Raw genomic sequence first — 14,344 nt, forward strand, 5'->3', positions numbered from 1 at the left:
TGTCGCAGCCCCCCCCTCGAAAGTGTTTGTCCACGACCCTTTTCCCTTTGATCACGTTGTCGATTCATGATGTCGTTTCTTTTCAAGTTGCTGCGATGGTGGAAAGGGGATCCCGAAGATCGCGCTGTCAACACCCGGAAGAGCAACGAATCGATCTATCCCCGTTTGTACGATTCCAGGTTGGAGTCGCGCCGCGTTCTCAACGCAGCCCCGCTGCCATTTCCGACCGACGTCTCCGAACTGCTGATCGATGCAGGGGAGAGCCGAAACGATGGGGGGACCGACACATTTGAAATACGACAGGCCTCCTCGGGCTCCTCGGGCGAGCTACAAATCCTCGTCAACGCACAAAAGGTGTGGGAGGGTGCCTACGACCAACTGGAGAAAATCCGAATCGAAGGGTCCAGCGACCGCGACGAGGTGAGAATCGACGCGGAGCTGAATTGGCAGGGAACCATCCAATTCTCTGGAGGACCAAACGACGAGGGGGGCGAAGACTCGCTCCAAGTCCTCTCTTCGCCAAACCGAGTGTGGGAACAGATTCAGACACGGCTGGAATCGAACGCATGGAGTCGAACCTACTACGCGGCCCCCGATGCGAAGGGGCTTTTGATCGAAGCTTCGAGCGTCGAATCCATGCAGGATCTTTCAAGCTCGACTTCGCAGACCTTCGAAATCATGAACGCGTCTGCTGAATGGGGGCTTGAAAGTCTCGCACGGGAATCGAGCGAAGAATGGGTCGGGAGCGAAACACAGGTTCTATCTGGCGGTAATCGAAGTTGGACCTTCGCGGACAGCAGTGCGATGCAGATACGATTCTTCGAGCCCGAGTCGTCTGCGACTTTGGAAATCTCGGATCTTCGAACTAATTCGAAGTCGCTGGACATCCGAGGGAGCACGATACTCGTCCAGGGACAGATCACTGCAAGCTCTGGAGCCCATGTCACTCTCGACGCTGGTTTGGGGCATTCGGTTTTCGTGTCCGGCACAATCGATGTATCGGGACGCGCGCTCGGCGAGGGAGGCCAGATCGTATTGTTGGGGGATCATGTCGAATTGCAGGACGGCGCTCGATTGAATGCGTCCTCCGATCTCCATGGCGGACAAATATCGATCGGTGGTGGGAAACAAGGTACGCTCCTGGGTAGCGCCAACTCCCAATCCGTAAAAGTCTCCGCATCGGCGGTGGTCGAAGCCGATTCGATGAAGCTTGGCAACGGCGGATCCATTGTGATTTGGTCGGAAACGAGCACGGTGATCGAAGGGTTTGGGAACTTGAGAGCCCGCGGTGGTCTCTTGGGTGGAGATGGTGGTTTCATAGAAACGTCGAGTCGCGGCTCGCTCCAGGTAGATAACCCAGCAGTCCTCACAGCCAGCGCTGGTCGCGGTGGACTATGGTTAGTCGATCCCGCCAGTATCGTCATCGTTTCCACGCCTACCGCCAACACGGCGACGGTGACTTACGTATTGGCAAGCACGATCGAATCCCAACTCAACAATGGCGTCTCGGTCTCGTACATCACCTCCACGGGGTCCGGAGATGGCGACATCTTGGTACAAGCCGCGATCAATGTCACCGGATCGGACAATGCCACATTAAGCCTCAGTGCCACTCGCGATATTGAGTTCAACGGGTCGGGGAATATCGCGGGCAACCAGGTACTTTCTTTACAACTTACTGCTGGCAGAAACATCCGAACCGATTCCGCGAACTTGAGCGCACTGCGAGAGCTTCATCTATCCGCCACCAGCGGCGATACTACGTTGGGGGCGGTCGCTATTGGCGACGGTTCCGGATTGCTAGGATTCGCCATGACATCTGTTTCGAGGTCTCTCGAGGCAACGGCGCTAATCTCCAGTCTCGGGGGGGATATTCAACTCAGGGCGACCGATACGACGGGTACATCTATTACCCTCGATGATGTCACCACAGCATCCGGGGATTTGGAAATCCAAGCCGCCTCCATCGTGGCTTTCAGCGGTGGGGCAGGATCGATTCAATCGACTTCTGGTCAGCTTCGAATACAAGGATTGCAAACAGACACGGAATTGGGATTCGGGACGGGCGCGTCAGGTGATCTGAGAATGAGCGACGCATCCTTGCTGGCGATCGCGTCCGGATTCACTGGTGGGATCCAGTACGGTCAATCGCTCCAGACAGGAGACATCACGCTGGCAGGTAGCTCTCATACCTACGCCGACGCGTTGACCGTTGTCGCTTCGGGAGGTGCTGATGTCTTCATCGATAGCTCCCTGTCGGTGCAGGGGTCGGGTAACTCGCTTGTGATTCAAGGGTCGAACACCTCCGAAGTTGAACTGGCTGGGGATCTTCAAACCAATGGCGGTTCCATCTCCATCGTTGCAGATCGACTTTTGGTCGATGGTGGCTCGATTCGAACCATGGACTCGAACAGTGGTGGTGGCGCGATAGGCGGCGAAATCAATCTGGGGAGCGTTGTTCGCATCGATGGAACAGGGGGCGCTGCAAACCTTCAGGTCAGGAGCCAAGCCACCGACGTCGGCGGGAACATCGTGATGGGAAATGTCGTCAAGGATCCCGACGGTAGTGGATTGAATCGGTTGTCGATTCAGAGCAGTGGTTCTGTGAGCGACGGGACGGTAACGATTGGGAGCGTCCGTTTGGTGAGCAAGTCAGGAACTCCTGCGTTGTTCCAGATCAACCAGGGGGATGCAACGGCGACGGATATTATCGCATCCGGTGTGATCGATCTTCGGGATGGGACATTGGGTCAGCAAGCCGGTTCGATCGACTTTGGATCCTCCCGTTTGACTCCGTTGAGTGATACCAGCACGTTGGAGTTGCGTACGCAGCATACGGGTCTTGGTGTAGTGGATAACGGGAACGATGGTGGCGACATTCGCATCGGTGGAGTCACCAACGGAGGTAGTATGTACTTCGATTCGTTGTTGATCGACATGCGAGGTGCAGGGACTCTCAACGAGAGCGGGACGTTGACCGTGACCGGTACGGGAGCGCGGGTGTTGGGAGTAGATGGTTCCAATGGCGGTAACGCATCGACGGTTGGTTTGGAGATATTAGGGACGGTCGAGCTTGCAGCGGCGAATCCGCTTTCGTTGCAGACGAACCCAGGAGGGGTCGCGGGCTTGAGTTCCCGAGCGATCGATGTTCGCAACGCCCGTTTTACGGGAGCGGGAAGCTTGTCGTTGGTGACAGGCTCGACGGTTGTGGGGAACAGTTCGAATGTGGCAGGAAATGTGTTGTTAGCGGATGTTGATCTTTCGACGTCAGGTAGTTCCCTTTCGATCGATACGCGAGGGACGACGATTGGTCGAACTCGATTGGATCATCCTTCTGGATCGGCTGTGACGGTGACGGTCCATGGTGATTTGGACTTCCGCAACACGCTGACGGAGTTGGTGGATAGTGCGACGTTGCGAGTATTAGGGGATACGAACGAGCTAAAGCTTGGCAATGTGGTCGCATCGGGTTCGCAGGGCTTGAGTCTTCTTTCGGAAGGTAGCATTTCGGTAGGTTCGATCGATTTGAACACAGGCTCTTTATCGATCCAATTGGATACGGACAACGATTCGGTCTCTTCGTTGACGGCCACAGGCGCCTTGGATGGTGCATCGATAACGTTTACCGGTTCGGCGTTGGGAGACGATACGTTGTGGTTGGGAGGAGATGTCACGACAGGAAGTGGAGCGATTCAGTTCGAGGATCTCAGTTCGGTGCAGCTAGCATCGGGAACAGATCTTCGTTCGGCGACGAATATCAACATGGCAGGCGAAGTAGGCTTGTTGGAGTTACTAGGTGCCAGTGGCACGAACATTCTAGAGGTTCAAGGCAACAATACGACGCTGGAGACACCGAGCATCACCGGAACGGGGGATGTGACGCTGGAGCTGTTGAGTGACCATTCGATTCTGTTGGGGAATGTCTTACTGACCAACGGCTTGGTAGAGGCCTCGATCGGTCTCTCGACGGCGCGAACCGATACGATGTTCCGCGCTGGGAGTGTTCAATCGCGAGGGCTTCGCATAACGGGTGGTGATCCGGACAACGACGAGGTGCTCTTCACCGACCAACTGGATCTCGGAGTCGATGGCTTGCTAGTCGAAGACGTGCAGTCGATCGATCTCTGGGGAGGTATCGTCTCCGATGGGGATGTGTCGTTTGAAGTTGGGCCAGGGGGGGCGATCCTTCTCAACGCGGATATCACAACCGATGGCAGCGACATTCTCTTTCTCTCGGGACGTGTCGATGTCGATGGCACGGCTGTCAGGACGTTGACGACAGGAGGAGCGGGAGGCACTGCGAACACGGCTGGGCAAGTCCAATGGGGCGCAGGGGCGAGCATTGCGGGAGTGGACGGAGAAGCCTCGTTGGAGATCGACACGCGAGGTGCTCAGCAGGGTGGAGCCGTCATGCTGGGGCCTGTGGTCGGGACAGGTAGTGGATTGAATCGGTTGTCGATTCAGAGCAGTGGTTCTGTGAGCGACGGGACGGTAACGATTGGGAGCGTCCGGTTGGTGAGCAAGTCAGGAACTCCTGCGTTGTTCCAGATCAACCAGGGGGATGCAACGGCGACGGATATTATCGCATCCGGTGTGATCGATCTTCGGGATGGGACATTGGGTCAGCAAGCCGGTTCGATCGACTTTGGATCCTCCCGTTTGACTCCGTTGAGTGATACCAGCACGTTGGAGTTGCGTACGCAGCATACGGGTCTTGGTGTAGTGGATAACGGGAACGATGGTGGCGACATTCGCATCGGTGGAGTCACCAACGGAGGTAGTATGTACTTCGATTCGTTGTTGATCGACATGCGAGGTGCAGGGACTCTCAACGAGAGCGGGACGTTGACCGTGACCGGTACGGGAGCGCGGGTGTTGGGAGTAGATGGTTCCAATGGCGGTAACGCATCGACGGTTGGTTTGGAGATATTAGGGACGGTCGAGCTTGCAGCGGCGAATCCGCTTTCGTTGCAGACGAACCCAGGAGGGGTCGCGGGCTTGAGTTCCCGAGCGATCGATGTTCGCAACGCCCGTTTTACGGGAGCGGGAAGCTTGTCGTTGGTGACAGGCTCGACGGTTGTGGGGAACAGTTCGAATGTGGCAGGAAATGTGTTGTTAGCGGATGTTGATCTTTCGACGTCAGGTAGTTCCCTTTCGATCGATACGCGAGGGACGACGATTGGTCGAACTCGATTGGATCATCCTTCTGGATCGGCTGTGACGGTGACGGTCCATGGTGATTTGGACTTCCGCAACACGCTGACGGAGTTGGTGGATAGTGCGACGTTGCGAGTATTAGGGGATACGAACGAGCTAAAGCTTGGCAATGTGGTCGCATCGGGTTCGCAGGGCTTGAGTCTTCTTTCGGAAGGTAGCATTTCGGTAGGTTCGATCGATTTGAACACAGGCTCTTTATCGATCCAATTGGATACGGACAACGATTCGGTCTCTTCGTTGACGGCCACAGGCGCCTTGGATGGTGCATCGATAACGTTTACCGGTTCGGCGTTGGGAGACGATACGTTGTGGTTGGGAGGAGATGTCACGACAGGAAGTGGAGCGATTCAGTTCGAGGATCTCAGTTCGGTGCAGCTAGCATCGGGAACAGATCTTCGTTCGGCGACGAATATCAACATCGCAGGCGAAGTAGGCTTGTTGGAGTTACTAGGTGCCAGTGGCACGAACATTTTAGAGGTTCAAGGCAACAATACGACGCTGGAGACACCGAGCATCACCGGAACGGGGGATGTGACGCTGGAACTGTTGAGTGACCATTCGATTCTGTTGGGGAATGTCTTACTGACCAACGGCTTGGTAGAGGCCTCGATCGGTCTCTCGACGGCGCGAACCGATACGATGTTCCGCGCTGGGAGTGTTCAATCGCGAGGGCTTCGCATAACGGGTGGTGATCCGGACAACGACGAGGTGCTCTTCACCGATCAACTGGATCTCGGAGTCGATGGCTTGCTAGTCGAAGACGTGCAGTCGGTATTCGTCCAATCCGACATTGAATCGCTTGGGACCGTCGAGTTACAAAACGTGAGTGGGGAAGTCCAGCTTCAGAACCCGCTTACTGTTCGAGGGGCAGGTGTCCTGGCTCGAACGGGAGTCGGTTCCATTCGCCTGATAGGCAATGGATCAGCCTATCAAATCATTTCAACGGGAGATGCCAATGGTTTGGAATTGGCGGACGTTGACTCCGCCGATTCCGTGTCTTTATCCCTTTCCTCGGAGGGAGGGATGCAATTAGGCGCGGTAACGTTGGTTCCAGCTTCTCAGCTCAGCATTCAGGTCGACAGCGATGCGGATTCGGTGGGAGCGTCCTTTTCTTCGCAATCATTGCAGGCGGGGACATTGAGTCTTCGAGGGAGTGTGCAGCGGAATGACGACGCCTTGATCGCAGGTGCTCTGACTTCCTGGACCGGGTCCATTCTGGTCGAGAATTGGCGAGTCTTCGAAGTTCAAGGGAACGTCGATAGTGCCACGCTAGCCACCTTCTTAAGCATATCCGATTCCATACGATTGAGCGCGACGACAGAAGTCATTGCAAACGCGGGCGACCTATTGATGGACAACGATGTCGCTCGCATCACGTTGGCAACTTCTCTTACTCCGGTTCAGTTCATTAGCCTGGGAGGGTCCGCTCGGTTGGCGTCGTTGGAGAGCGGGGGATTGTCTCGAGAAGTGGAGGTCATCGCGGACCGAGACGTATCTCTCCAAGGGTCTGATCTCGCGAAGCGTCTAACGGTTCGATCTGCGAACGATGGATTGGGCATTGGGGGTGTGGAATCGACCGGGACAGTGAAAGCGTCCGAGGTACGATTCTTCGCTGCCAATGGAATCGGTTCCGCTACACCCATTCAGATTCAGACCAATCGAATCGAGGCGAGAAATTCGTTAAGCGGAGATATCCGGCTCGCCAATAGTACGTCAGGTGTAGCCAGTTGGGACATAGAGGGGCTGAACGGTACGAATATCCATGTGTCACAGACCGGTGGCACGATGAGTCTGGAGCGATTTCTAACCGTAGCCGATGGGACCCCCAGTGCGGGTGAGTCAAATGCTTTGATTCAGTCTTTGAACAGCGACGTTGTCATAACGGGGAGTGGTATCCAAGTTGGAGGATTGGGCTCGCTGTCATTTTTTGGTTCCGGCACAGGGGATGTGGACTTCCAACGCGATGTCGTGGTGGAGCAAGGGACCCTTCAAGTCGTGTCGGGCGGGACCATTTTTGGGGCGGGCACCCTGCAATCAAGCTCGATCGAGTTCGTTGCTCAGAGTGGCGTTGGGGACGACACGCCCATTCGTACGAAGACCTCGGTGCTGAGAGCTTTCTCTCACTTAGGCGATGTACAAGTTCTCAACGAAAGCGTCTTGCCCCTCCTCGTTTACCGATTGCAGTCCAATGGCTCAGGAAGCGTTTCCTTGGAACAAACCGGGGGAGGAAGCCTTGTGGTGCTTCAGGCCTCGACGGCATCGGGGAGCGGCGATATCACGTTGGTCAACCCGTTGGGAACCCTGTTGCTTGCCGGAAGTATTCTCGCTGGTGGAAATGGTGATATTGAGTTGATTGCGGGGGGAGATATTCTGATGCAAGCTGGGTCCTTAGCACAGACCTCGAGCGAAGCAGGGATCTTTAACGCCGAGTCCGGCGGTCGGTTTCAATTGCAAGATGGCGCGGTCATCCAAGTCGGAGCTTCGAATTCTCAAACCGAGGCCTTGTTAAACCGGATTCCAACAGAGTTAGAGATTATCCCAATCGCGAATCCAGATGGAGTCAATGTGGACGCGATCGGCAGCGCATCGTTGTTCGTTCGCATTGGTGCTGCCAATCCCATTACGGTCGACAAGAATTTTGGCATCATGATCGATTGGGCGGATGGGGCGGTCGACAACGTTCCGTTGGGCCCCAGATCACCGTTATCCACGTATCCTGGCGTTTCCAGGTTTGATGCAACGGGCATTCCTTTCTTGATTCAGCATCAATACTTGGGAAATCCAAATATCAGCGATCCTGCTGCTCCCATTCCTATCGTCTTCACGCTGACGACGGACCCATTTCAGCGAATACGAATTTCCGATCAATTCGGCACTGGCGATCTGCTGACCCAGGTCGTTCAAGTCGAATTGACAGTACCGGCCGCCGGATTGTTTGCGTTGCGAATCGAATTGCCACAAGTGCAATTCACAAGCCGTGTGATAGTGTTGGCAAGCGAAGTGATCGTGCAGGCCAATTCTCTTGTTGCTGCGTCGAACACAGTCGCCGAGTTACCGTCGAGTGTTTCGGATGTCGTAACAAAAACAGAGCGACAGTATGTCTTGCGATTGGTCACTCCTCGCAACGAAGCTGGCGAAGTTACCGAGAGCGATAACATCGAGCTATCCGAGAGCGATATATCCGATCTGCCTGGTCTCTTCCGGCGTCTCGGTGACAATCGTTATCGAATCTATGCCATTCTGGATGGTGGGATCGAATTGTTGCTTCGCGACTTTTACTTGAAGAAGCATTTACCGTTTGAGCTTGAGGAAGCCACTGCCGATGAAGTCCCTATTCCGGGGCTAGTGCAGCCCGAAGGAGAACTTGGGAACGATTTGCTGGAATCGCCGAGGAACGAATCTCGCGAGGGAGCCCCTAAGGGTCTTGATCCTGCGAGTTCGACCCGAAGTGAAGAGCCAGGGGAGGCGGGAAGCGAGGGACTGGTTGGGAGCGAGGGGCTCGCCGCCAGCATTCTTTCCGTCTTATTGCCACCACAATCGTTCCGGCGGGCGGCGAGAAAACTGAGAAAGCAAGTGGCTTCTCGGACGCAGCCCTCCTCAAATTCCTTAGGAGCCAACTAACGTGCGCGAGTGCCTGATTTGCCGTGCGGTCTTGAACGATGTTCCTCTGAACGAGGGACGTTGTCCTCATTGCGGGGCGATGATGGAATGGGCCGATTCTTCGAGCGAGAGCGAATCTGAACGCAAGCCGAAGGGGCAGGGAAAGCCCGAGGTGAAAACGGATCAGATCGCGTCCCTTTGGAAGCAATCGATTGTTACAAATTCCGATCTGCACCGTACGATCAAATCCGATAGCGGAGAATTGACAGTATCGGATTCGGTCTATTCGATCCAGCCGCGCGAGATCCTCGAAAGCAAAGATCTTCAATTCGGTACGTCACTCGACTATGAATTGTTGGAGGTGATCGGCGAGGGTGGAGTTGGCGTCGTCTATGCAGCGAGGCAGGCCAGCATCGATCGGCGAGTAGCGATCAAGATGCTTCGCGACGAGTATCGTGTGCGACCAGAGCATCGCGATAAATTCCTGGCGGAGGCGGTATTAACGGGGGAGTTGGATCACCCCAATATTGTTCCGATCTATGATTTGGGACGCAACAAGGACGGGGAACTGTTCTATGCGATGAAGAATGTGGTCGGTACCCCTTGGGATCGGGTCATCAACAATCAGACGCTCGAACTCAATTTGGAGATCCTGCACAAGGTAGCCGATGCGGTAGCATTCGCCCATTCCAGAGGCGTCATCCATCGCGATTTGAAGCCCGAGAATGTCATGCTTGGAGGATTCGGAGAAGTCCTCGTCATGGACTGGGGCATCGCCATGCCGACGGAGGGGTTCAACAAGTCATCGAGCATTCTCCGCTCGCAGGCCATGGGTGGCACGCCCGCTTACATGGCACCGGAGTTGGCGTCAGGGCCGGTTGAGAGAATCGGAACGGCATCCGACATCTACTTGCTGGGGGCCATACTTTTCGAAATTCTATCGGGTAAGCCACCGCATGACGGAAGCGACGTCTTGGAGTGTGTTCGCAATGCTGCGAACAATGTCATCGTCGAGAGCGATCGATCAGGCGAGTTGATGGACATCGCGATGAAAGCGATGGAAACCATTCCGGGGCGACGGTACCGGACGGTCCAGGACTTTCAGAAAGCGATTCGAAACTTCGAGTACCATCGCGAAAGTCTCGCTTTGATGGAAAGCGCCAAGGCGGAGTTGATCGCGGCGGAGGAGTCGGCCAATTACGCAGCGTTTAACCATGTCACGTTCGCTTTCGGTGAAGCGATCAAACTATGGCCGGAGAATGCGGAAGCGAGAGAAGGACTTACCAATGCGAGAGTGGCCTACGCCGAGGCCGCTTACCGCAAGGAAGATTTCGACCTTGGACTTTCGGTCTTGGAAGAGGAAGAGTTCAATGCTCCCGAACTCATTACCAGATTGAAGAAAGGGCAATCCGATCGAGCGGCTCGACAGGCTAGATTGACGGCCATTCGACGGATCGCGGTGGTGCTAGGCGCGTTCATTCTAGTGACGGGCTCGCTCGGTTCCTGTGTGATCCTGTTTCTCTATAGCAGGTCGGTTCAACTCAATGACGATTTGCTAGGCGCTCAAGAAGAACTCAAGGGGCTCGTTGTCCTCGCTAATGACGCAAAGTCCAAGGCAGAGGACCAAAAGACGATTGCCATCGAGCAACAGCAACGGGCGGAAACGCAGACTCGCATCGCGGAACTGGCGAGGCTCGCGGCGGACAAATCGAGATTGGAAACGGCAAACGAGAAACGCAAAGCGGATGAAAACGCGTACTTTGCGGAGATCGGTCTGATCGGTGCCAGTATTCAAGAAAATAGCTTTCTCATCGCATCGAATTTGCTAAACGGACTCGAGCAATCCGACGCAAAAAGCAAGCTGCGACATTGGGAGTGGGGAAGATTTCGATTTCTGGTTCAGGGTGGAACCCAAAAGCAAACAACCGCAGGGGTGGTCACGATCGACTTTCCAGAGGATGTCGTCGCGATGGATTCCTCGAGGGATGGGAAGGAGATCGCATATGGATTGCTCAATGGCGAGTTTGGATTGATCGACGCGGCTACCGGTCGGAAGATCGCCTCGGGGCAAGCTGGCGACCGCATGATCGCCATCGCCTTGTCTCCTGGAGGGGGACGCATCGCTACGTCGGCTTGGAGTGCGCAACTCGGTTACTCGGTAAAGGTGTGGTCCAGGAATCAAGATGCGTTTCAGGCCGAGGATCGCAACCTGGATTCGACGCGTATCGATTCACTTGCGTTTCACCCCGATTCCAATGTCTCCGTCCTTGTCGGAGGGGGCGAGAGAAAGTCGGTCAAGGTATGGAATTGGAAAGATGGCCAGACCATCAAGACCTTTGTGGGCCATTTAGAAGGTGTGGCATGCGTCCGATATTCTCCAGATCAACGCTGGATTGCATCAGCGAGTACCGATGGAACGGTTCGCGTTTGGGACGCATCCCAAATCCAAAAGGAAGAGTCTCCCGAGGTACAAAGGTTTTCCGAACATACCTCATCGGTCTTGTCTCTCGATTTTTCCCCCGATAGCCGGCGGATCGCCTCGGGTGATAGCGGTGGAAATATCATGGTGTGGCCTGTTTCGATTCGACAGGGAGGTCAGAATGCAGTCCAGGAAATTCAGTTGGCAATTCAAGGAACTCCACCCAAAGCGATCGAACACCAACACTTACGAGGGCATGAAGCAAGTGTTCATTGCATTCGATTCGCTCAAAGCGGAGAGGATCTCGTCAGTTGCGGAAGCGATAACCTCGTCTGTTTGTGGAAGGTTTCTCAAGAGACGAGACATGACGCATCTCTAGGTCCTCGCACATCGGACGCAGGTGCGACAACGGCAGATACCCAGAACGGGATCCTCTCACCTAGCCGATCGTTTCGCGGGCATGGTGGTTGGATTCGATCCTGCGACTTTGTCGGTGACCGGATAGTGAGCGGAGGGGATGACCAAAGTATTAAGATTTGGAACCCTGATCATTACCGTGAACAGCAGATCTTTTCAGGAGGTGGTATCGCAGCTCTCAAAGCGAGAATCTCCCCAGATGGTTCGAGCGTCGCGACCGGCTACATCGATGGCTCGATCAAGCTTTGGTCAAGAGAAAAAGGAGAGCAATTGAGTCTGCTTCGCGAGGGGCATGATTATCTCGCCAACGCAGCGCGCTTCGTTCGCGACCACCAAATTTTAGTGACCGCAGCAGGGGACAATACCCTTCGGATTTGGGATGTCGAACGAGGAACACAAACGGCTGTCCTGGAGAGCAGTGGACGAAACATCCGCTTCGCGGTCTCAAGAGACGAACGATGGCTGGTTTCGACCGGAGATCAAAACGGGATCCCCATTTGGTCGTTGGACAGGAATGTCGAAGTCGCGAGATTGAGTTCGTTCGATGGGGATGCGTTCGATGGAAAGAAACCATTCTCGGAGCCGAGCGCGGTGGCGATTTCTGATAGCGGAGAAAGGATTGCATCCGCGAGCCGGGAAGGATTCCTCACGCTTTGGAACGCGGAAACAAAGAGCCCCATTCGCACTTGGAAAGCGCATAAAGAAAACATTGTCGAATGCTTCTTTGCCCCAACTCCTCCCAACTTCGTGCAACGGGATTGTCTGGTGGCGGTTAGTACCGATGGGAGCATCAGCACTTGGAATTCCGAAACGGGCGATGAAGTTCCCCAATCTCGGATCCAGACCTACGCACCATTGCAGTCGTCTGCCATTTCGATGGATGGAACACACTTGGCCTGCGCAGCCCCTCTATCGAAGGACTCGACGCGGGTTTGGATTTTTGATCGAGTGAAAGGGGAGAAATTATTTCAAGAGGATTTCACCGACTCGATGGTCCAGTCGCTTGATTTCGAGTTCGATAACCGATTGCAACTCGCCATCACATTGATCGCCCCGCAGCGATCGACCAGGTCGGTTACCAAGATCGATCTGGATAGTGGGCGCTCATCCACCTTTCCGGTCGAAGGGCCGCAGAATGCTTCGCTTTGGGGGGTATTGAACGACCCGACGCGAAAGCGTTTGGTGACCTATGGAGGACGTGGCGCTCGCCTTTGGAGCACGAAATGGAATCGGCTAATCGCCAGCTTCCGGCCTAACGTGTCTATTTGTGAAATTCAGTACACGCCGGACGGTTCCCGAATCCTTAGTGGCAGTCGCGATGGAACCATTCAAATGTGGTCCGTGCAGGATGGGAGAAGTCTTCTTCAGTGGGAAAAAGTCCATTCCACCGAGATCGCGAGCATGCAGTTTTCTTCGGATGGACTCCATGTGATTTCGCTCGACAAAGCTGGATTGGTTGTTCTGTGGGATGTCCAGCAAGCGAAACCGACTCAGACTGCGCAGCTTGCAAGCGGGATGGTACCTACCGCAGCGGTCCTTTCGAGCGATGTTTCTTCGTTCTGGATCGCCATCTCCGACGGACGGGTTCTTCGGTTAGATCCCAGAACCTTGCAAATTCAATCCGAAGTGAAGGCGCATTTGGAGACGGTGGGGTGTCTCGCTTTATCTGCGAATGGCCTTACTTTAGCGACCGGTTCGAACGACAAGTCCATTTGCTTGTGGGATGTGTCCAACAATTCCAAGCTGGCAACACTCGTGGGGCACTCCGCAGCCATCACATCCCTCGAGTTTTCTCGCGACTCGATGAGACTCCTTTCTTCGAGTCAAGATACCTCGGTTCGCATCTGGGATACGCGAAGCATTTGCTATACGCGGGAGCGTGAAGCGGGTCGTACCATCCTAGGAGAACTGATGGCGCTGAATTACCACCGCTCCGCCGTGAACATGGCGGAGTTCTCCCGCGATGGAAGCTCGATTCTCTCCGTAGGGCAAGAGGGAGATAGCGTGGTTTGGGAGTCGGAAGAACTACCGCCACACCTGCGGGCGACCCAGGATCAAACAGAGATCCCGGCCCACAACGCTTGGAGTGCCATTGGCCAACTGCTCGAGTTAAGCGTCCCAACTCCAGGCAATCTTTCCAAGCACTGGATGGAAGTCGACTCCGGACCGGACGGTTCGTTACCGTTCGAAATCCAGATCCAGCTTCCGGTCCAGCGCTATCAGCAGGTGGGGGAGACACTCATTGCGAAGCTACCTGGCAGTGACGAGGGAGTTCCCATCGCGGAAATCCAGCGACCTCGAAACAGCGAGAAAAGCCTTCGATTGAAGCCGCTTCGAGACGCCACTCCAGCGATGATCCAAGAGCTGCTGGGAGCGATCGCCGTTCGGCCGGTCGACACCGCTGCCTCGCTGGAAAACCAAGGAATCCTCTATTTTCGTGTCCTCCGCGCCGAGGATGGGCATCTCTCTTCTAAAACGCAAATCACCGTTGCGTTGGACACGGCAGACCGGGCTATCAGCCTTAGCCCACAGTCCGAATCGGCACGCTGAGGAGCTGCCCGATTTGGCGTTGGAAGTAGCGAGCGGTCTGAACGCGCTTACTTTGTACTGAAAATGCTTGGATCGTGCTTTGCGGTTCACCGACACTATCCAGCATGGAAACTTGCGTTTCCGGAGTCCCCGTGCGTTACC

The 14,344-nt window shown here is 55.0% G+C and carries 2 protein-coding genes; both read left to right on the top strand.

From position 1 onward, the window contains the following. The first annotated feature begins 66 nt into the window (after positions 1–66). Positions 67–8,838, top strand: coding sequence for a hypothetical protein (locus tag SH467x_RS10325; protein ID WP_482371187.1), 8,772 nt, complete (start codon positions 67–69; stop codon positions 8,836–8,838). A gap of 1 nt (position 8,839) precedes the next feature. Further along, on the top strand, positions 8,840–14,203 hold the full coding sequence (locus SH467x_RS10330; RefSeq protein WP_482371188.1) for a protein kinase domain-containing protein: 5,364 nt from the start codon (positions 8,840–8,842) through the stop codon (positions 14,201–14,203). Positions 14,204–14,344: the final 141 nt, after the last annotated feature.

It is taken from the genome of Brakhagea slesvicensis (assembly GCF_052161625.1).
Classification (GTDB): Bacteria; Planctomycetota; Planctomycetia; order Pirellulales; family Pirellulaceae; genus JBKCUI01.

Bases quoted from the DNA above. Each gene is read 5' to 3' on its own strand.
- SH467x_RS10325 (WP_482371187.1), top strand. From the start codon at position 67: ATGATGTCGTTTCTTTTCAAGTTGCTGCGATGGTGGAAAGGGGATCCC.